18 protein-coding genes and 1 tRNA gene are annotated in these 19,882 nt (G+C 74.3%); 18 read left to right on the top strand and 1 reads right to left on the bottom strand.

Translation table 11 applies throughout. The features are described from left to right. Positions 1-74: 74 nt before the first annotated feature. From BLT52_RS15635 to thrS, 7 genes are all read left to right on the top strand, one after another. Entirely contained in the window at positions 75-947 is an 873-nt protein-coding gene (locus BLT52_RS15635; protein ID WP_090596898.1) for an aminotransferase class IV, read from the top strand. A gap of 205 nt (positions 948-1,152) precedes the next feature. After that, entirely contained in the window at positions 1,153-2,766 is a 1,614-nt protein-coding gene (locus BLT52_RS15630; RefSeq protein WP_157677176.1) for an alpha-amylase family protein, read from the top strand. Positions 2,767-2,876: 110 nt separating this feature from the next. Beyond that, positions 2,877-4,187, top strand: a complete 1,311-nt coding sequence (locus BLT52_RS15625) for a glycoside hydrolase family 125 protein (RefSeq protein WP_090594851.1) — start codon at positions 2,877-2,879, stop codon at positions 4,185-4,187. 93 nt (positions 4,188-4,280) lie between these two features. After that, a tRNA-Val gene (locus tag BLT52_RS15620) sits at positions 4,281-4,352 on the top strand. A 153-nt stretch (positions 4,353-4,505) separates the two neighbouring features. Beyond that, a complete protein-coding gene (locus tag BLT52_RS15615; RefSeq protein ID WP_090594849.1) occupies positions 4,506-6,839 on the top strand; it encodes a glycoside hydrolase family 65 protein in 2,334 nt (777 codons plus the stop codon). Positions 6,840-6,959: 120 nt separating this feature from the next. Continuing rightward, positions 6,960-8,150, top strand: coding sequence for a winged helix DNA-binding domain-containing protein (locus BLT52_RS15610; protein ID WP_231946346.1), 1,191 nt, complete (start codon positions 6,960-6,962; stop codon positions 8,148-8,150). Positions 8,151-8,281: 131 nt separating this feature from the next. Then, a complete protein-coding gene (gene thrS / locus BLT52_RS15605; protein WP_090594847.1) occupies positions 8,282-10,288 on the top strand; it encodes a threonine--tRNA ligase in 2,007 nt (668 codons plus the stop codon). Positions 10,289-10,440: 152 nt separating this feature from the next. Here thrS and BLT52_RS15600 read toward each other — a convergent pair whose 3' ends face one another. Beyond that, on the bottom strand, positions 10,441-10,932 hold the full coding sequence (locus tag BLT52_RS15600) for a hypothetical protein (protein ID WP_090594846.1): 492 nt from the start codon (positions 10,930-10,932) through the stop codon (positions 10,441-10,443). Positions 10,933-10,998: 66 nt separating this feature from the next. On the opposite strand from BLT52_RS15600, the gene BLT52_RS15595 reads away from it, so the two are divergent. From BLT52_RS15595 to BLT52_RS15545, 11 genes are all read left to right on the top strand, one after another. Continuing rightward, positions 10,999-11,652, top strand: a complete 654-nt coding sequence (locus BLT52_RS15595) for an HIT family protein (protein ID WP_090594844.1) — start codon at positions 10,999-11,001, stop codon at positions 11,650-11,652. After that, a complete protein-coding gene (gene pgsA, locus BLT52_RS15590) occupies positions 11,652-12,266 on the top strand; it encodes a phosphatidylinositol phosphate synthase (RefSeq protein WP_090594843.1) in 615 nt (204 codons plus the stop codon). Before BLT52_RS15595 ends, pgsA begins: the two co-directional genes overlap by 1 nt. Further along, positions 12,263-13,165 (top strand): phosphatidylinositol mannoside acyltransferase, encoded by a 903-nt coding sequence (locus BLT52_RS15585; protein ID WP_090594841.1) that lies wholly within the window; start codon positions 12,263-12,265, stop codon positions 13,163-13,165. Before pgsA ends, BLT52_RS15585 begins: the two co-directional genes overlap by 4 nt. Then, entirely contained in the window at positions 13,155-14,504 is a 1,350-nt protein-coding gene (locus BLT52_RS15580; RefSeq protein WP_231946345.1) for a glycosyltransferase family 4 protein, read from the top strand. Before BLT52_RS15585 ends, BLT52_RS15580 begins: the two co-directional genes overlap by 11 nt. Positions 14,505-15,401: 897 nt before the next feature. After that, positions 15,402-16,214: a DUF881 domain-containing protein gene (locus BLT52_RS15575; RefSeq protein ID WP_157677175.1), complete on the top strand. Its 813-nt coding sequence runs from the start codon at positions 15,402-15,404 to the stop codon at positions 16,212-16,214. A gap of 6 nt (positions 16,215-16,220) precedes the next feature. Further along, on the top strand, positions 16,221-16,553 hold the full coding sequence (locus BLT52_RS15570) for a small basic family protein (RefSeq protein WP_090594838.1): 333 nt from the start codon (positions 16,221-16,223) through the stop codon (positions 16,551-16,553). Next, complete coding sequence (locus BLT52_RS15565) at positions 16,546-17,445, top strand: DUF881 domain-containing protein (protein ID WP_231946344.1); 900 nt, start codon at positions 16,546-16,548, stop codon at positions 17,443-17,445. Before BLT52_RS15570 ends, BLT52_RS15565 begins: the two co-directional genes overlap by 8 nt. Positions 17,446-17,537: 92 nt before the next feature. Then, entirely contained in the window at positions 17,538-18,014 is a 477-nt protein-coding gene (gene gcvH / locus BLT52_RS15560; protein ID WP_331712547.1) for a glycine cleavage system protein GcvH, read from the top strand. Further along, positions 18,015-18,560 carry an FHA domain-containing protein gene (locus BLT52_RS15555; RefSeq protein WP_090594833.1) on the top strand — a complete coding sequence of 182 codons (546 nt, stop codon included), beginning with the start codon at positions 18,015-18,017 and terminating at the stop codon, positions 18,558-18,560. 40 nt (positions 18,561-18,600) lie between these two features. After that, the gene (ftsR, locus tag BLT52_RS15550) at positions 18,601-19,329 is read left to right on the top strand and encodes a transcriptional regulator FtsR (protein WP_090594831.1); all 729 of its coding nucleotides are present in this window, start codon (positions 18,601-18,603) and stop codon (positions 19,327-19,329) included. Between the two features lie 44 nt (positions 19,330-19,373). Beyond that, positions 19,374-19,877 (top strand): bifunctional nuclease family protein, encoded by a 504-nt coding sequence (locus BLT52_RS15545; RefSeq protein WP_090594829.1) that lies wholly within the window; start codon positions 19,374-19,376, stop codon positions 19,875-19,877. Positions 19,878-19,882: the final 5 nt, after the last annotated feature.

The following is a 19,882-nucleotide window of genomic DNA, read 5'->3' as shown; positions in this document are numbered from 1 at the left end:
GTGCGGGTAGAACCATACCCACAAGTGCGCGTGGATGGAAAATCCGAACCGCCGGTGAGGGCATGATGGGGGACATGACGACCGCTGCCGACGCCGGCCCGACCAAGTCCACCTCCCCCGACGGCCGGCGGGTCTGGGTGCAGGACCGGCTGGTCTCCGCCGAGGAGGCGCGGGTCAGTGCCACCGACCACGGCCTGGTGGCCGGCGGCGGGGTCTTCGAGTCCCTCAAGGTCACCTCCGACGGGGCCTTCGCCATCAGCCGCCACCTGGCCCGGCTCAGCCGCTCCGCGAAGGCGCTCGGGCTCCCGGAGCCGGACCATCAGCGCGTCCGGGAGGCCATCGAGGCGGTCGCGGCCGAGTGCGACTACGAGGTCGGGATCGTGCGTGTCACCTGGACCGGGGGAGTGGGCCCGCTCGGCTCGTCAGCGGCGTTCGGTCCGCCGACCTTGGTGGTCGCCGACGCCCCGACGCCGGCAGCACCCGAGAACACGGCGATCGTGACCCTGCCCTGGTTGCGCAACGAGCGGGGCGCCATGACGGGGATCAAGACCACCAGCTACGCGGAGAACATCCGCGGCCTGGGCCATGCCCACGAGCGCGACGCCTCGGAGGGCGTCTTCGTCAACACCGCGGGCAACGTGAGCGAGGGCACCGGCGCCAACCTCTTCGTGGTCCTCGACGGTGAGGTCGTCACCAGCCCGCTGAGCTCGGGCGCGCTCGCCGGCATCACCCGCGACCTCGTCAGGGCGTGGTCGCCGGTGGTGGAGCGCGACCTCACCCTCGCCGAGGCCCAGGCCGCCGACGAGGTCTTCCTCACCTCCTCCCTGCGCGACGTGCAGCGCGTCACCCGCTGGGACGATCGCCGCTACGCCGACGACGGCCCCGTGGTCGCCGGGCTGCGGGAGCTCTTCGCCGAGCGCGCCGCCGCCGACCTCGACCCGGTCTGACCGGCACGCCCGCCCGGCGGGCGGGGCCGAGGGTGCCGTCGCGCTCGGTGCGGGGCCGAGGCGACCGACCACCCAGCGCGCTCCACGACGTCCTCCGGCGCGAGCCGACGGCGCGCCGTCCCGTGTGGCGTCCGCCGGTCACGGTCATTTAGGCTATTGATTACATCGAAGACACTGTCGACGCCGACGGGACACGAAGGACGACATGCCGGCTGCACTCTCCCTGCCTGACCCCGGTCAGCCCACGGCCGTCCTCGTCTCGGCCGGCCCGTCCACGCTGACGGAGGCGGCCCGGAGCGCCGGTGGCTGGTCCGGGGAGGGGATCGAGGTGTCGCTCGACCGCCGCGCCGACGAGGGCGTCGAGGTCGCGGTGGAGGCTGCCGGCGAGGTGGCCCGGGTGGTGCTCCGCTGGGCGGCCGACGTCCCGGCGCGGAGCCTCGTCCTGGGTGACGCCTGGGAGCGCTCCTACGGCGACCTGCAGTGGCGCCACCGCCAGCCCGAGCGGCTGCTGCCCTGGTACTGGCTGGCCCACGACCCGATGACCGGCGCCACCACCGGCATGGGGGTCGACGTCCAGCCCGCCGCCTTCTGCGGGTGGACCGTCGACGCCGACGGGATCAGCCTCTGGCTCGACCTGCGCAACGGCGGCTCACCCACCCGTCTGGACGGGCGACGTCTCCGCGCGGCGACCGTCCGCCGCTTCGTCTCCGGCCCGACCCCGTGGCAGACGCTGGGCGCCGCCGTCACAGCGATGGCCACCGACCTCCCTCCGCTCCGCGACGTCGGCCCCGTGGTCGGTGCGAACAACTGGTACTACGCCTACGGCGAGGGCTTCGACGAGGCGGCGGTCCTGGGCGACGCCCGCACGGTCGTCGAGCTCGCCGACGGGCACCCGGTGCGGCCCTTCAGCGTCATCGACGACGGCTGGAACACCGGCGGTGCCACGGCGGGCGGACCCTGGGACGAGGGGACGCCCGGCGTCTTCGACGACATGGCGGCGACCGCGGCGCGGATCTCGGAGGTGGGGGCCCGGCCCGGCCTGTGGTTCCGCCCGCTGCTGACCCGCGACCCCGGCCTGGCCGAGGTGTCACGCACCGACAGGCGCGGCCGCCAGGTCCTCGACCCCTCCACCGACCGCGTCCGCGAGCAGGTGGTCGAGGACCTGCGGCGCTTCGCCGGGTGGGGGTACGAGCTGGTCAAGCACGACTTCAGCACCTACGACGTCCTCGGCGGCTTCGGCCCGGCCATGCAGGACCGGCTGACCTCGCCCGGGTGGCACCTCGCCGACCGGTCACGCACCACCGCGGAGGTCCTCAGGGACCTGTACCGCGACATCCGCACGGCGGCGCCCGGGATGGTCGTCATCGGCTGCAACACCGTGAACCACCTGGCCGCCGGTCTGGTGGACGTCCAGCGCACCGGGGACGACACCTCCGGGAGGCAGTGGGAGCGGACCCGTCGGATGGGGGTCAACACGCTGGCCTTCCGGACCCCCCAGCACGGGCGCTTCTTCACCGTCGACGCCGACTGCGTCGCCAGCACCCCGCAGACACCCTGGGCGCTGAACCGCCGCTTCCTGGACCTGGTCGCCGCCTCGGGCACCGCGCTGTTCGTCTCGGTCGACCCCGGTACCCGCAGCGACGAGGTCGACCGCGACCTCAGCCGCGCCCTGCGGCTGGCCCTGGACGGCGGCGAGCCCGGTGGCGTCGAGCCGCTGGACTGGCTGAACGACACCACCCCGGTCCGCTGGCGCGTCGGCGACCGCGAGCGCACCTTCTCCTGGAGCGAGCCCTGGGGCGCCGACCCCGGGGTCGTCTGAGGCAGCACCGCAGTACGCGACGCTGCTCCCTACCCGGTGCTCCAGTCCGGTGCGCAGGGCCCGACCACGAACCTTCCGACCCACCCAGTGCAGCTGACGAGAGGACGACCATGAGCGAACGAGCCGAGACGGGACGGATCGGGGTGGACCCGACGCTGCTCGCCCGGGTGACCGCCGAGGTCGCCGAGGCCTTCGACGGCGACGAGCGGGTGGCGGAGACGTTCTCGCGCATCATGACCGACAACCTCGCCTCGGTGACCGAGCGGCTCGGGGACGGCACCACCTTCGTCCTCACCGGCGACATCCCGGCCATGTGGCTGCGCGACTCCGGCGCCCAGGTGCGGCCCTACCTGGTGCTCGCCGCCGAGGACCCGGCGCTGACCGAGGTGCTGGTCGGGGTGCTGCGGCGCCAGCTCGAGTTCATCGTGCTCGACCCCTACGCCAACGCCTTCAAGCGCGGTCCCGAGCCGAGCTGGCACGCCGACGACGAGACCGAGATGGGTCCGCAGATCTGGGAGCGCAAGTACGAGATCGACTCGCTCTGCTTCCCCCTCGACCTGGGCCACCTGCTGTGGCGGGTCACCGGTCGCACCGACGTCGTGGACTCCCGCTACGCCGCGGCGGCGGAGGCGACCCTGGCGCTGTGGGAGCTCGAGCAGGACCACTCCCGCTCGACCTACCGCTTCCAGCGGCGGAGCTGCCCGCCCACCGACACCCTCACCTCCGACGGGCGCGGGACGCCGGTCGGCTGGACCGGGATGAGCTGGAGCGCGTTCCGGCCCAGCGACGACGCCTGCACCCACCACTACAACGTCCCGGGCAACATGTTCGCCCACGCGGTGCTGGGCCGGCTGGAGGAGCTGGCCGCGGCCGGGCTGCTGGAGGAGGAGCTGGGACGTCGCGCGGCCGCGCTGCGGGCCCAGATCGGGGAGGGGATCGAGACCCACGGCCGGGTGACCCTCGCCGACGGGGGCGAGGTCTACGCCTACGAGGTGGACGGCCTGGGGTCGCAGCTGGTGATGGACGACGCCAACATGCCCAGCCTGCTGTCGGCGCCGCTGAGCGGCTACCTGGCCCCCGACGACCCGCGCTACCTGGCCACCCGCGAGGTGCTGCTCAGCGAGCGCAACCCCTACTACTACGCCGGCTCGGCGGCCCGGGGGATCGGCAGCCCGCACACCCCCGAGCGCTACGTCTGGCCGATCGCGCTCGCCGTCCAGGGGCTGACCAGCCTCGACGAGGAGGAGAAGCGGCGGATCGTGCGGCTGCTCTGCGACACCACCGGCGGCACCGGGCTGATGCACGAGGGCTTCGACTGCGACGACCCGAGCCGCTTCACCCGGGAGTGGTTCTCCTGGGCCAACGCCATGTTCTGCGAGCTGGTGCTCGACGTCTCCGGACGCCGGCTGCCGAGCCGCTGAGAGGGTGCACCACCCCGGCGCGACAGGCGTCCGGGGTGGTGTCCGGGGCCGATTGGTCACCACCGCCGAGGTGGTGTAACTTTGGCGGTCGCCGGGCGATTGGCGCAGTGGTAGCGCGCTTCGTTCACACCGAAGAGGTCACTGGTTCGAACCCAGTATCGCCCACCTCCTGACGGCCCCCTCCTCGAGGGGGCCGTCCGTCGTTCCCGGCCCCTGGCTCACGCCGCTGGCACGGTCGACCCTCCCGCCGTGGTCGTCCCCGGTAGCATCGGCAGGCCGCTGGACCGGCGTCCTGCCCCGACGAGCTGAGGATGGTTCGTGCCTGCTCCCGTCTTCGAGTCCGACCCCTGGACCCTCCGCGAGTCGCGGGTGGACCCCGCGACGCTGGGTGTCGCCGAGTCGGTCTTCAGCCTGTCCAACGGCTACGTCGGGGTCCGCGGGACGCTCGAGGAGTCCGAACCCTGCACCACCCGCGGGACGTACCTCTCGGGCGTCCACGAGACCCACCCGCTGTCCTACCCCGAGGGCGGCTACGGCCACCCCGACGTCGGCCAGGCGATGATCTCGGTCCCCGACGGCACCACGCTGCACCTCCTCCTCGACGGCGTCCCGCTCGACGTGGCCGAGACCCCGCCGCAGACGCACGAGCGGGTCCTTGACCTGCGCGCCGGCACGCTGGCCCGAACGGTCCGCTGGACGACGCCGTCGGGCACGACGTGCGAGCTGCGCACCTGGCGGCTGGTCTCCTTGGCCGAGCGGTCGGTGTGCGCCATCCGCTACGAGCTGGAGGCCCTGGACGGTGACGCCCACGCCGTGGTCCGCTCCGAGCTGCTCGCCGGGCAGGTCACCGACACCGGGGTGAGCAACGGTGACCCACGGGTCGCGGCGGCCCTCGACGACGCCTTCGAGCCGCTGCTGCACCACCCGGCCGGTGACGGCGGGGTGCTGGTGGCGCGGACCCACGGCTCCGGCCTGACCGTCGCCGCGGCCGTCGACCACCGGGTCGAGGGCGGACGGGTCCAGACCGCCGTCGACCCCGGCCGGGTCGTCACCACGGTCGCAGCCGACCTGCGCCCCGGGCAGCCGCTGACGATCGTCAAGTCCCTGGGCTGGACCTGGTCCGACGACGGGCGGCCCGAGGCGCTGGCGGGAGAGGTCGCGGCCGCCGTCGCCTCCGCGGTCGACCGCGGCTGGGACGGCCTGCTCCGTGCTCAGCGGGACGTGCTGGACGAGCTCTGGGCCACCGCCGACGTCGAGGTGGACGGCGACCCCGAGCTGCAGCAGGCCGTGCGGTTCGCGGTCTTCCAGCTGTACTGCTCAGCCGCCTGCATCTCCGGCGCGCCGGTGGGTGCCAAGGGCCTGACCGGCACGGGCTACAGCGGGCACACCTTCTGGGACGTCGAGGGGTTCGTGCTGCCGGCCCTCACCCTGCTCCGGCCCGACGCCTCGGCGCGGCTGCTCCGCTGGCGGGCCAGCACGCTGGACAGTGCCCGGGCCCGGGCGCGCACCCTCACCCAGTCCGGGGCGGCCTTCGCCTGGCGCACCATCGGCGGGGCGGAGGTCTCGGCGTACTGGCCGGCCAGCACCGCCGCGTGGCACGTCAACGCTGACATCTCCCGGGCGTTCTGGCTCTACCAGAACGCGACCGGTGAGTCGCTGGACTCCGTCGGCGGGCTGGAGGTCCTGGTGGAGACGGCCCGGCTGTGGATGTCGCTCGGTCACGAGGACGCCGCCGGTGCCTGGCACCTGTTCGGGGTCACCGGTCCGGACGAGTACACCGGCGTGGTCGACGACAACGTCTTCACCAACCTGATGGCCCGGGCGAACCTGCGCCGGGCCGCCGACGCCTGCCAGCAGCTGCGGCTGAGGGCCTCCGAGCTCGGGGTCGACCCCGCGGAGACCGCCGCCTGGCGCGCCGCTGCCGACCACGTCCACCTGCCCTGGGACGAGGGCCTGCAGGTCCACCCCCAGAACGCCGGCTGGACCGCCTACCGCGAGTGGCCCTTCGAGGAGCAGCGCGACGCCTACCCCGTCCAGGAGCACCACCACTACGCCGCGTTCTACCGCCGTCAGGTGCTCAAGCAGGCCGACCTCGTCCAGGCGCTGTGGTGGTGCCGCGACGAGTTCACCGTCGAGGAGGTGGCGCGCGACCTGGGCTACTACGAGGCGCGCACGGTCCGCGACTCCTCGCTCTCGGCCGCCGTGCAGGCCGTGGTGTGCGCACAGGCCCAGCACCCCGACCTCGCGCTCCGCTACCTGCGCGAGTCGGCACTGGTCGACCTGCGCGACGTCGGTGGTGGTACCGACGGCGGACTGCACCTGGCCTCGGGCGCCGGTACCTGGCTGGCGGTCACCGCGGGCCTCGGCGGGATGCGGGAGGACCACGAGGAGCTCGAGCTGGCCCCGCTGCTGCCCACGGCGCTGTCCCGGACGGCCTACCGGATGACCTGGCGCGGACGGCTGCTGCTGGTCGAGACCACTCGGGACGGCACCACGGTCACGCTGCTGCGCGGTGAGGAGCCGGTGACGGTGGTGGTCGACGGCGCACCGTGCTCGGTGGGCCCGGGCGCCCCCGCGGAGGTGCCGCTCCGCCTCCCCGCCCCGCTGCTGCCCGAGCCCACCCAGCCTGCCGGACGGGAGCCGCGGCTCTGACCCGTCCCGTGCGACGCCTGCTGGTGGACGGACCCGCCGGTCGGCTCCGGCGCCGGCGGGTCCTCCCGAGGCCACCGCGGTGGCTCCGGGACTGTCGGAGCCGGCTGCCACGATGGGCCCATGAGCCAGCACCCCGTGCGCCACGTGCCCGACGACGAGCGCCGTGCCCGCCTGGCCCGACGTCACGGGATCGCCCCCCAGCACCGGCTCGCCAGCCCGTTGGTCGCGGCGGAGGCGATGACCGTCCTGCACGCCACCGAGCCGGCCACGGTCCACCTGTCGGTGCACGCCCGGGTCGACGACGTCACGGTGGCCGACGTCGAGCGGGCGCTGTACGAGGAGCGGACGCTGGTCAAGCAGCTCGCCATGCGCCGCACCCTGTTCGCCTTCCCCCGCGACCTGCTGCCCGCCGCCTGGGGGAGCGCCAGCGCCCGCGTAGCCACCGCCCACCGCGCCCGCGTGGCCAAGGACGTCGAGCACGCGTCCCTGGCCACGGACGGGCGGATCTGGCTGGCCGAGGCCGAGGCCGCCGTGGTGGCTCACCTGGCCGACGGCTCGGCCCGCAGCGCCAAGGAGCTGCGCGAGGCCCTGCCGCAGCTGCACGGGCGGATCGGGGGCACCACCGAGAAGCGCTACGACATCTCGATCTCCATCGCCCCCCGGGTGCTGACCCAGCTCGGGCTGGAGGCGGTGCTGGTCCGCGGGGTGAACGGCGGCCACTGGCGCACCTCGCGACCGCAATGGACCCTGATGAGCACCTGGCTGGGGGACGTGCCCGCCCCGCTGCCCGCCGCCGAGGGCTACGCCGAGCTGGTACGGCGCTGGCTGCGCACCTTCGGCCCGGGCACCGCCGCCGACCTGCAGTGGTGGCTGGGCAGCACCAAGGGGGCGGTCGTCACCGCGCTGGGCGACGTCGGCGCGGTCCCGGTCAGCCTCGACGACGGCGGCACCGGCTGGCTGCTGCCCGACGACCTCGATCCGGTGGCTCCGACCGACCACTGGGTCGCGCTGCTGCCGGTGCTCGACCCCACGGTGATGGGGTGGAAGGAGCGCGGCTGGTACCTCGACGGCCACGGCCGGGACCTCTTCGACAGCAACGGCAACGCCGGCACGACGGCCTGGGTCGACGGCCGCGTGGTCGGCTGCTGGGTGCAGGACGACGACGGCCGGGTCCGGGTGTCCCCCCTCGAGCCGCTGCCCGACGCCGCCACCCGGGCCCTCGACGTCGAGGCCGAGCGTCTGACCCGCTGGCTGGACGGGCTGCGGGTGCTCACCGTCTACCCGTCACCGGCCATGCTCGCCGCCCGCTGACGGGCGGAGGTCGAGTCCGACCCAGCCCCTGGTCCGCCCGGGCAGACCGTGGCGCCCGGGAGGGGCCGGATCGGGCAAGATGGGGCCGGCCGGTCGCAACCGCCCGGCCCACCGAACGAAAGGTCGACGAAGTGTCTGGACGTCTCACCCTGGTCCGCGACGGAGAGCGCAGCGAGCAGGAACTCGGGACGACCACCACCGGTCTGGAGCTGTTCGCCGAGGCCCGCGACGTCGTGGCGATGCGCCGCAACGGCGAGCTGGTCGACCTGGCCACCGGGCTCGCCGACGGCGACGAGGTGGAGCCCGTGCTGGTGTCCTCACCCGACGGGTTGTCGATCCTGCGCCACTCCGCCGCCCACGTCACCGCCCAGGCCGTCCAGGCGCTCTTCCCCGACGCCCGCCTCGGGATCGGCCCGCCGATCACCGACGGCTACTACTACGACATCGACATCGCCACCCCCTTCACGCCCGAGGACCTGCAGGCCGTCCAGAAGCGGATGGGTCAGATCGTCAAGGAGCGCCAGCGCTTCGTGCGCCGTGACGTCAGCGACGCCGACGCCGCCGTCGAGCTGGCCGACGAGCCCCACAAGCTCGAGCTCATCACCCTCAAGGGCAGCGCCAGCGAGGAGGACGGCTCCAGCGTCGAGGTGGGCGCCGGCGGGCTGACGATCTACGACAACGTCCGCCGTGACGGGTCGGTGGCCTGGAAGGACCTGTGCCGCGGGCCCCACGTCCCGCACACCGGCTACCTGGGCAACGGCTACGCCGTCACCCGCAGCTCGGCCGCCTACTGGCGCGGTGACCAGCGCAACGCCCAGCTGCAGCGGGTCTACGGCACCGCCTGGCCCAGCAAGGACGAGCTGCGCGAGTACCAGACCCGGCTGGAGGAGGCCGCCAAGCGCGACCACCGCAAGCTGGGTGCTGAGCTGGACCTGTTCTCCTTCCCCGAGGAGATCGGCTCCGGGCTGGCGGTCTTCCACCCCCGCGGCGGCATCCTGCGCGCCACGATGGAGGACTACTCCCGGCGCCGCCACGTCGAGGACGGCTACCAGTTCGTCTACTCCCCGCACATCACCAAGGCCCAGCTGTTCGAGACCTCGGGCCACCTGGACTGGTACGCCGACGGCATGTACCCGCCGATGCAGCTCGACGAGCTCCGCGACGAGCACGGCCACGTCACCCGGCAGGGGCAGGACTACTACCTCAAGCCGATGAACTGCCCGATGCACAACCTGATCTTCGCCGCCCGCGGCCGCTCCTACCGTGAGCTGCCGATGCGGCTGTTCGAGTTCGGCACGGTCTACCGCTACGAGAAGTCCGGTGTGGTGCACGGCATGACCCGGGCCCGGGGCTTCACCCAGGACGACGCCCACATCTACTGCACCCGCGAGCAGATGCGTGACGAGCTCGCCAGCCTGCTGACCTTCGTGCTCAACCTGCTCAAGGACTACGGTCTGGACGACTTCTACCTCGAGCTGTCCACCCGCAACCCCGAGAAGTCGGTGGGGGAGGACGCCACCTGGGAGGAGGCCACGGCCGTGCTGGCCGAGGTCGCCGGTGCGTCCGGGCTCGAGCTGGTCCCCGACCCGGGGGGCGCCGCCTTCTACGGGCCCAAGATCTCGGTGCAGGCCCGTGACGCCATCGGACGCACCTGGCAGATGTCGACCATCCAGCTCGACTTCAACCTGCCCGAGCGGTTCGACCTGCAGTACACCGCCCCCGACGGCTCCCGCCAGCGCCCGGTGATGATCCACCGCGCCCTGTTCGGCTCCATCGAGCGCTTCCTGGCCGTGCTCACCGAGCACTACAGCGGCGCCTTCCCGCCGTGGCTGGCGCCGGTGCAGGTGGTCGGCATCCCGGTGGCGGGGGAGTTCGACGACTACCTGGCCGACGTCGCCGCCCGGCTCCGCGCCGCCGGCGTGCGGGTCGAGCTCGACACCTCCGACGACCGCTTCCCCAAGAAGATCCGCAACGCCCAGAAGACCAAGGTGCCCTACATGCTGATCGCCGGCGGGGACGACGTCGCGGCCGGGGCGGTCTCCTTCCGCTACCGCGACGGCACGCAGAAGAACGGCGTGCCGGTGGAGGAGGCGGTCACCGAGATCGTCGAGGCGATCCGGGAGCGCGCGCAGGTCTGAGGGTCGCTCCTCCTCCCGCGGCCACGGCCCCGGGAGGAGGACGGCTGGCGCCGGGCCGGCGGACGGCTGGCCGCCGACCGGAGCCGCCCGGACGGCTGGCCGCCGACCGTGGCCGGGCGGACGGTTGGCCGCTGACCCACCCGGCGGACGGCTCAGGCCGCCGGACCTGCCGACCGCGCCTGCTCCACCTCGTCCAGCGCCGCCCGGAGCCGGGCGATCCAGTCCTCCTCGTGCTCACCCACCAGCCGCACGCACCACGACAGCGCCGCCGCCCGCGACCGGGCCACGCCGGCGTCCACCAGGGTGTCCAGCACCACCCGCTCCGGCTGCCGCAACCGCGTCATCACCGGCACCGCCAGGTGGCTGAAGAGCTCGCGCGTCCCGCCGCAGAGGGCCCCCCAGGCCACCTTCCGTCCGAAGCGCTCCTCGGCCTCGTCGGCGATGGTCATCCGCTGCAGCCGCGTCTCCTCGCGGAAGCGGGCGATGCGTCCGGCCTCCGCCGCGGCCCGCGACGTCTCCTCGGTGTCGAGCCCCGGCAGCGGCAGGATCACCACGATCTCCTCGCGGTCGACGCTGACCTCGAGCTCGCCCTTCGTCCACTCGTCGGGCAGCCGCCCGGTGAGCCATGCTCGGATGTTCTCCATTACTTGATTACACGCTTACACCAGCACCCCGTCAAGAGGTGTGCGCCTGCGCCTAGGATCGCCAGCATGACCGGAGCCGAACCGCACGCCGCCGACGACCCGGCGGTCGGCGTCCCGGACGCCTTCCAGCGGCTCTGGACCCCGCACCGGATGGTCTACATCGGCGGGCAGGACAAGCCGGCCGACGACTCGGCGGGGGAGTGCCCCTTCTGCCGCGCACCCCAGCACGACGACGAGTCGGCCCTCGTGGTGCACCGCGGCGAGCACGCCTTCGTGGTGCTCAACCTCTACCCCTACTCCCCGGGCCACCTCCTGGTCTGCCCCTACCGCCACGTCTCGGACTGGACCGAGGTGACCGACGCCGAGCGCGACGAGGTGTCCCGGCTCACCCAGACGGCGATGCGCACCGTCCGCCGGGTCAGCGCGCCGCACGGCTTCAACCTCGGCATGAACCAGGGGTCGGTGGCCGGGGCCGGGATCGCCGCCCACCTGCACGCCCACGTGGTGCCGCGCTGGAGCGGGGACGCCAACTTCCTCCCCGTCATCGGCCAGACCAAGGCCGTGCCCCAGCTGCTGGGCGACACCTGGGCCCTGCTGCACGCCGAGTGGGGCGACGAGGCGCCCGCCAGCCCGACGCCGGGTGGCCCGGGAGCCGCTCCTGACGTCGCGGGGACGCCGTCGTCGCCCGCTCCGACCGCCGCCCCGGACGTCCGCGGCTGATGCTGCAGCACCTCCGTTCCGGCTGGGCGGCGGCGATGGCCCCACCGGCGTCCCTGCTGCTGCGTCTCGGCGTCACCCCCGACGTCGTCACCTGGACCGGCACCGCCCTCACCGTGGCCGTGGCCGTGGTGTTCCTGCCGCTGGGCTGGCTCTGGCAGGCGGCGCTGCTGCTGACGCTGCTGGTCATGTCCGACGGCCTGGACGGGCAGATGGCGCGGATGTCGGGACGGCCGACCCGCTGGGGCGCCTTCCTGGACTCCACCCTGGACCGGGTGGCCGACGGGGCCGTCCTCGGTGGGGTCGCCCTGCACCTGGCCCTGGCCGACCGCCCTTGGTCGGCCGGGCTCGCGCTGTGGGCGCTGGTCGCGGCGCAGGTCACCTCCTACGTGAAGGCGCGCGCGGAGTCGGTCGGGCTGGTCACCACGGCCGGGCTGGGCTCGCGGGCGGAGCGTCTGGTCCTGGTGCTGCTCGCCCTGCTGCTGGAGGGGGTCGGCGTGCCGCGGGCCCTGGACGTCGGCGTGCTCCTGCTGGCGCTGCTGACCACCGTCACCGTGGTGCAGCGGGTGCGGGCCGTGCACCGCTCCGCCGCCCCGGACGTCGGGGGGTCGGCGTGAGCACCGTCCGGGACGCGGTCAACCGGCGTCTGCTCGCCGCGGGCTGGGAGCTGGGGCCCCGGCTGGGACGCCGCAGCTCGGCCGGTCTGGCCGCCGCCGGGGCGACGCTGGCCGCCCGGGTCGGCGGCGGCCCGGTGGAGCAGCTGCGGAGCAACCTGCAGGTGGTGACCGGCCGGCCGGTGGGCGACGACCTGGTGCGGGCCGGGCTCGCCTCCTACGCCCGCACCTGGCTGGAGGTGCTGTCGCTGCCCGCATGGTCGGCCTCACGGGTGCTGGCCTCGGTGCTGACCGACCCGGTCGGGGAGGCCCTGCTGCGCCGGGAGCACCGGACGCGCGGGGCGGTGGTCGCGCTGCCGCACATGGGGAACTGGGACATGGTCGGCGCCTGGGCCTGCCTGACCGGCCTGCCGGTCACCACCGTGGCCGAGCAGCTGGCCGACCCCGAGTTCGAGGCGTTCACCCGGGCCCGGTCCGGACTCGGCATGGAGGTGTTGTCCCACCGCGACCCCCAGGTGCTGACCCGGTTGCTGCGGGCCGTCGAGGGGGGACGGGTGGTCTGCCTGATGGCCGACCGGCTGATGGCCGGGCGCGGGCTGGACGTCGACTGGCCCGTCCCCGGCGGCGGCAGCGCGTCGGTGGCGATGCCGCCCGGCCCTGCCCTGGTCGCCCGCCGCAGCGGCGCGCTGCTGGTCGGCCTGGCCTGCCACTACGAGGGCGACCGGATGCGGATGCGGTTCAGCGACCCCGTGGAGCACGTCCCCGGCCGCGACGGGTTGAGCGCGATGACCCAGCAGCTGGCCGGCTTCTTCGCCGCCGAGACCAGCCGGCACCCGCAGGACTGGCACATGATGCAGCCCTTCTTCACCGGTCCCGTCCCGGTCTCCGCCGATGGTTCCTGACCCGCCGGTCGTCGGGCCGCCCCACGTTCCTCGGCCGCCCGAGGTCGAGGGGTCACGCCCCGAGACCGAGCGGCCCGGGGCCGCGGCGCCGCCGGACGTCCTCCGGCCGCTGCACGTCGGGCTGGTCTGCCCCTACGCCTTCGACACCCCCGGCGGGGTGCAGAACCACGTGCTGGGGCTGGCGGCCTGGCTCGGGTCGCAGGGCCACCGGGTGCAGGTGCTCGCGCCCGGACGGATCCCGCCGGAGCTGCACCGGCGCTACGGCTGCCCCGAGGTGGTCTCCACCGGCCGGGCGCACCCGGTGGCCTACAACGGCTCGGTCGCCCGGGTGTCCCTCGCCGCCGGTCGCACCGTGCGGCGCTGGCTGGCCGAGGAGGACCTCGACCTGGTGCACGTGCACGAGCCGCTGACCCCGGGGGCGTCCCTGCAGGTGCTGCGCAGCCCGGGTCCGCCGGTGGTCGCCACCTTCCACACCGCCACCCCGCGCTCGCGCGGCATGCAGCTGGCCGGACGGGTGATGGCCGGGCGGCTGGCGCGGGTGGAGGCGGCCATCGCGGTGTCCGAGGCGGCGCGGCGGGTGGTGGTGGAGCACCTCGGTCTGGACGCCACCGTGATCGGCAACGGCTTCGCCCCCGGCCCGGACGCCGACCGCGAGCGGCTGCCCGGCGTCTGGCGTCCCGGGGGCCTCGACGTGCCCGGTCCGCGGATCGCCTTCCTGGGTCGGCTGGACGAACCACGCAAGGGCCTCGACGTCCTGATCGCCGCCTGGCCCGGGGTCCGCGCCCGCTGGCCCGGAGCCACCGTCGTGGTGGCCGGCTCGGGCAGCCGGCGGCTCCCCGCGGGGTGGACCGAGCTCGGTGCCATCAGCGACGGGGAACGGGCCCGGCTGCTGGACTGGTGCGACGTCTTCGTGGCCCCGCACCGGGACCGGGAGAGCTTCGGGCTGGTGCTGCTGGAGGCGCTCTCGGCCGGGGCGGTGGTGGTGGCGGCCGACCTGCCGGCCTTCGTCGACGTGGTGGGGGAGGCCGCGGACCGGCACGCCCACTTCTTCCGGCGCGGGGACGCCGCCGACCTGATCCGGGCGCTCGGCGTCGCCCTCGGCCGGGGAGCCGACCGAGCCCGGCGCCACGCCCCCATCCCCCAGACCGCCGACGCGGTCCGGCCCGGGCCCGGGGACGCGGTGCGGTCCGGGGCCGACGACCCCCTCGCCGCCCTGCGCGCCCGCTACGACTGGTCCACCATCGGCGCCCAGGTCCTGCAGGTCTACCGGGGCGTGCTCCCGACCGCCTCCGCCGCCACCGCCCCCACCGGTCAGGCTGCGACGTCACCGCGGCCCTGACCATCGCGGCCACCGCCCCCATGGCGGCCGCCGCGGCCACCGCGGCCACCGCGGCCACCGCGGCCACCGCGGCCGCCGCGGCCGCCGCGGGCACCGCGGGCACCGGGCAGCCGGTCGCCACACCGGCGCCCACCTGGGAGCCGCGCCGGTGCCGCGAGGACCCGTCGCCCAGCAGACGTCCCCTGTGCCCTGTCGAGCCCCCTCCGTCAGCACTCCGATCCTGCCCAGCCGGTGTTCCTCCACGACCAGCGGAGGAGCAGCAGAACCGGTCACCCAGCCCGACGGCACCCGCCCAGAGGGCACGCTGTCGGGCTGGGCGACCGGTTCTGCAGCCACCCACCCGCCGTCCGTCGCCACGCCCACCCGGCAGCCCACGTCGGTGCCGCGAGGACCGCTCGCCCAGCAGACGTCACGCGCGACGTGTCGAGCATCCCTCCCGGGGGCTGGTCCTGCTGGGCGAGTGCCCGCCACACGACCAGCGGAGGTGGCAGCAGAACCGGTCACCCAGCTCGACGGCACCCGCCCCTGGGACACGGTGTCGGGCTGGGTGACCGGTTCTGCACCACCACACCGCCCTCCCGGCCCAGCCTGCAGCCCGTCGCCACACCCGCACCCACCCCGGCAGAGCGCGCGGACCCTGACCTGACCTGACCGGGCCTGACCTGACCGCGCTGACCTGGCCGGCCCTGACCTGACCTGCCCGGGCCGGGCCGGGCCTGACCTGACCTGACCTGACCTGACCTGATGACCGTCAGTCGCGTCAGTCGCCGGTCGCGTCGGTCACCCGACCTCGACCCGTCACGGGGTGGCGACCCCGTCCCGTCGCGGGCGTGCGGGCCGGGCCCGGCCGCCCGCGTCGGTACCGCTTCGCCGTCCGAAGCCGCATAGTCTGACCCGGTGTCCGCCCCAGCCCCGAGGCGTCCGGACCGCAGCATGGACCTGCTCAACCAGATCCTCGCCGAGCCACTGGACCCCGACTACGCCCGCGTCGCCGCGCGTCCCGGACGTGCGCCGCGGATGCGGCTCGCGCTGCTGCTGGTCGCGGTCGGGTGCGGGGTGCTCTTCGCCACCGGGTCCGTGCAGAGCACCCGCAGCGCGCCCGCCGTGGCCGTCGAGCGCCAGCAGCTGCTGGACCGCATCGCCGAGCAGCAGACGCAGCAGGACCGGCTGCGGGCCGACATCGCCACCGAGTCCGAGGAGGTCAACCGGCTCCGCAGCGAGGGGCTGGGTCAGGACACCACCGCCCAGCAGCTGCAGGCGGCGCTCGCCGTGGCCGAGCAGGAGGCCGCCGCGGTGCCGGTGCGCGGACCGGGGATGGTCCTGGAGGTCGACGACGCCCCCGGGTCCACCGGTCCCGAGGACGGGCGGATCATCGACGTGGACCTGCAGATGCTGGTGAACGGGCTGTGGAGCTCGGGGGCGGAGGCGATCGCGGTGAACGGCTACCGGCTCAGCCCGGTGACGGCCATCCGCGGTGCCGGGGACGCCATCACCGTCGACTACCGCTCCCTCACCACGCCCTACCGGGTGGAGGCGGTCGGCGACCCCGGCCAGCTCCCCTCGCGCTTCGCCGAGTCCTCGGGCGGGCAGTGGTGGAACTATGTGCGGCAGAACTACGACGTGGCCATGTCCACCTCCACCGCCGAGGAGCTGGAGCTGCCGGCCGACACCACCCTGGCGCTCCGCCAGGCCCGAGCACAGGAGGGCTGAGCCCACGTGATCGCCATCCTCGGACTCGTCCTGGGCATCGTCCTCGGGATCCTGCTGGAGCCCACCCTGCCGGCTTTCCTCCAGCCCTACCTGCCGATCGCCATCGTGGCCGCCCTGGACGCCCTCTTCGGCGGCGCCCGGGCCTGGCTCGAGGACACCTTCACCGACAAGGTGTTCGTGGTCTCCTTCGTCTCCAACGTCCTGATCGCCGCCCTGATCGTCTGGGTCGGGGACCAGATCGGCGTCGGCTCGCAGCTGTCCACCGGTGTGGTGGTGGTGCTGGGAATCCGCATCTTCACCAACGCCGCCGCGATCCGCAGGCACCTGGTCCATGCCTGAGCCGTCCCGCCCGCCGGGCGAGCCCCGCCGGGTGGACCCGAGCCGTCCCCGCCGTCCCGACCCGATGCTGCGCCGGGCCCGTCGCCGGCGCGAGCGCGCGGTGGCCGACCAGGAGGTCGACGCCGCCCCGCAGGACCCCGACGAGGAGCGCGACGCCCCCGCCGGGCGCGGACGGGCCGCCGCCCTGCTCGCCGCGTTCCTGCGCCCCAGCCGGCACCAGGTCGTGCTCGGGCTGGTGCTGGGGCTGGTCGCGATGGGCATGGTGGTGCAGCTGCGCAGCCAGAGCGCGGACGACACCTACGCCACCGCCCGGCGCGCCGACCTGATCCAGCTGCTCGACGGCCTGTCCGCGGAGTCCCGCCGGCTGGAGGACGAGCTGGCCACCCTGGAGCAGACCCGGCGCGAGCTGGAGACCGGTGCGGACTCCCAGCGGGTGGCCCGGGAGCAGGCGGGGGAGCGGCTGGAGGAGCTGTCGATCCTGGCCGGCACCACCCCCGCCGAGGGCCCCGGCGTCCGGCTGCGGATCGTGGACCCGCTCGACCAGGTCGACGCCCAGGTGATGCTGAACGCCGTGGAGGAGCTCCGCGACGCCGGCGCGGAGGTGATCGAGATCGACGACAGCGTCCGGGTGGGGACCTCCACCTGGTTCGGCACCGGTCCCGACGGTCTGCTGGTCGACGGGCAGCCGGTCGCCAGCCCCATCGTGATCGAGGCGATCGGTGACCCGCACGCGCTGGAGGAGGCCGTCCGCTTCCGCGGCGGGCTGGTCAGCGAGATCACCGGTCCCCAGGTCCAGGGGCAGGTCGAGGTCGTCCAGCTCGGGCTGGTCGAGGTCGACAGCGTCCGCGCCCCGACCGCCTTCCAGCACGCCGAGCCGGTGCCGCCGCGCTGACCGCACCGGCGTGGCGAGGGGCCTCCGGACCGGTCGCGGACGCGCAGGGTGCGGTGGTGGCTCGATCTCCACCGCACGGTTAGTCTGAGCCCGTGCCCACGCCGGGCACCACGGCCGCAGACCGCGCTGACGAGCAGGACGTCCGTGTCGAGATGGCCCCGCGCCGCGACCAAGGAGCACCGATGGCTGGCTTCCCCGAAGAGCTGAAGTACACCGCCGACCACGAGTGGGTGCGTGCGGGCAACGCCAACGTGGTGCGGGTGGGGATCACCGAGTACGCCGCGGAGCAGCTCGGGGACATCGTGTTCGTCTCGCTGCCCACGGTGGGGGAGTCGGTCGAGGCCGGCGACGCCTGCGGTGAGCTCGAGTCCACCAAGAGCGTCTCCGACGTCTTCGCCCCGCTGCCCGGTGTGGTCTCCGCGGTCAACGACCAGCTGGACGCGGCACCGGAGACGGTGGGCTCGGACCCCTACGGCGACGGCTGGCTCTTCGAGCTCGAGCTGACCGGTGACGCCGACGTGGACGACCTGCTCGACGCCGACGCCTACACCTCCGAGATCGGTGCCTGAATGGTCTACTGCCACCAGTGCGGTCACGCCAACCCCGAGGGCGCGAACTTCTGCGCCCGCTGCGGGGAGAAGCTGACCCGCCTCGACGCCCCCGCCGACGAGGGCCAGCAGCCCGCGGGCGAGCCCCGCGGCTCGAGCAGCGGCGACACCACCACGACCATCGCCGTGGTGAACGACGACCTCGACGGCCCCGAGCTCGACGACGACGAGCGTGCCGCGGTGGCGGCCCTGCCCGCCGGCTCCGCGCTGCTGATCGTGCAGTGGGGGCCGGGCAGCGGCTCGCGCTACCTGATCGACTCTGACCGGCTGACCGTCGGGCGCCACCCGGGCTCGGACATCTTCCTCGACGACATCACCGTCTCCCGCCACCACGTCACCCTGGCCCGCGCCGAGGGCACCGTCGTGGTGACCGACCCGGGCAGCCTCAACGGCACCTACGTCAACCGCCGCCTGATCGAGGGCCCGGTGGAGCTGCACGCCGGCGACGTGCTGCAGATCGGCAAGTTCCGGATGGTCTACCACCCGAGCCCGCGGGGGTTGTCCTGACCGACACGCACGACGTCGGCGTGCGACGGGTGCACCGCTGATGGCCGGCCAGCGCAGCATCGGGCAGGTGCTCTCCGTGCTCAAGAGCCAGTTCCCCGACGTCTCCATCTCCAAGATCAGGTTCCTGGAGTCCGAGGGCCTGGTCAGCCCGGAGCGCGCACCCTCGGGCTACCGCAAGTACTCCGAGGGCGACGTCGAGCGGCTGCGCTACATCCTGCGCGTCCAGAAGGACCACTACCTGCCGCTCCGGGTGATCCGCGAGCACCTGGACATGATGGACCGCGGCATGCAGCCCCCGCCGCTGGAGACCCCGCACCCGGTGCCCGCCGCGCCCGGGCCCGAGCCGGACCAGGCACCGGTCAGCGCCGCCTCGGCCTCCGTCCCCGCCGCCGCGGAGCCCGGCCCGCAGCGCCCCCAGCCGCCGCTGCGTCTCTCCCGGGTGGAGCTGCTGCGCAGCAGCGGGCTGAGCGAGGCGGCCCTGGTGGAGCTGGAGCGGCAGATGATCGTGGTGCCCCGCCGGGGCACCGGCTTCTACGACCGCGACGCGCTGACCATCGCCATGGTGGCCCGCCGGCTGGCCGACTTCGGCATGGACGCCCGCCACATGCGCGCCTTCAAGATGGCCGCGGACCGCGAGGCGGGGCTGATCGAGCAGGCCATCGCCCCGTTCCAGCGCCGCGGCAGCTCGGGGCGGACCGTCTCCGCCGACGTCGTGAAGCTCGTCGGCATCGCCCACTCCGCGCTGCTGCGCACCGCGATGGACCGCTGAGCACCGGGGCGCGACGTCCTCCGGTGGCGGCGTAGGGTTGCGGCATGCGTGAGCTCGACGTCGTGGGAGTGCGGGTGGAGATGCCCCAGAACATCCCGATGGTGCTGCTGCGGGAGGTCGGCGGCCACCGCTACCTCCCGATCTGGATCGGTGCCGGGGAGGCCTCGGCGATCGCCAACGCCCAGGAGGGCGTCGTCCCGCCGCGTCCGCTGACCCACGACCTGATGGCCGACCTGCTCAGCGCCCTGGGCCACCGGCTGGGCGAGGTGCACATCACCGAGCTGACCGCCGGCACCTTCTACGCCGTGCTCCGGTTCGAGGGCGGCACCGAGGTGAGCGCCCGGCCGTCGGACGCCATCGCGCTGGCCCTCCGCACCGGTGCGGAGATCCACTGCGCCGAGGAGGTCCTCGACGAGGCCGGCATCGAGGTCCCGGAGGAGGAGGACGACGAGGTCGAGAAGTTCCGCGAGTTCCTCGACCAGGTCACCCCCGACGACTTCACCGCCGAGGGCGGTCCCGAGGAGCCGGGCCCCGGCCGGGCCGGCTGAGCGTC

This window comes from Auraticoccus monumenti (assembly GCF_900101785.1).
Taxonomy (GTDB): Bacteria; Actinomycetota; Actinomycetes; order Propionibacteriales; family Propionibacteriaceae; genus Auraticoccus; species Auraticoccus monumenti.
This window is presented reverse-complemented; position numbering and strand designations above follow the sequence as displayed.

Coding starts and splice junctions, on each gene's coding strand:
- BLT52_RS15625 (WP_090594851.1), top strand. CDS start 2,877: ATGAGCGAACGAGCCGAGACGGGACGGATCGGGGTGGACCCGACGCTG.
- ftsR (WP_090594831.1), top strand. CDS start 18,601: ATGGCCGGCCAGCGCAGCATCGGGCAGGTGCTCTCCGTGCTCAAGAGC.
- BLT52_RS15610 (WP_231946346.1), top strand. CDS start 6,960: ATGAGCCAGCACCCCGTGCGCCACGTGCCCGACGACGAGCGCCGTGCC.
- BLT52_RS15635 (WP_090596898.1), top strand. CDS start 75: ATGACGACCGCTGCCGACGCCGGCCCGACCAAGTCCACCTCCCCCGAC.
- BLT52_RS15545 (WP_090594829.1), top strand. CDS start 19,374: ATGCGTGAGCTCGACGTCGTGGGAGTGCGGGTGGAGATGCCCCAGAAC.
- BLT52_RS15595 (WP_090594844.1), top strand. CDS start 10,999: ATGACCGGAGCCGAACCGCACGCCGCCGACGACCCGGCGGTCGGCGTC.
- pgsA (WP_090594843.1), top strand. CDS start 11,652: ATGCTGCAGCACCTCCGTTCCGGCTGGGCGGCGGCGATGGCCCCACCG.
- BLT52_RS15580 (WP_231946345.1), top strand. CDS start 13,155: ATGGTTCCTGACCCGCCGGTCGTCGGGCCGCCCCACGTTCCTCGGCCG.
- BLT52_RS15630 (WP_157677176.1), top strand. CDS start 1,153: ATGCCGGCTGCACTCTCCCTGCCTGACCCCGGTCAGCCCACGGCCGTC.
- BLT52_RS15555 (WP_090594833.1), top strand. CDS start 18,015: ATGGTCTACTGCCACCAGTGCGGTCACGCCAACCCCGAGGGCGCGAAC.
- BLT52_RS15600 (WP_090594846.1), bottom strand. CDS start 10,932: ATGGAGAACATCCGAGCATGGCTCACCGGGCGGCTGCCCGACGAGTGG.
- BLT52_RS15565 (WP_231946344.1), top strand. CDS start 16,546: ATGCCTGAGCCGTCCCGCCCGCCGGGCGAGCCCCGCCGGGTGGACCCG.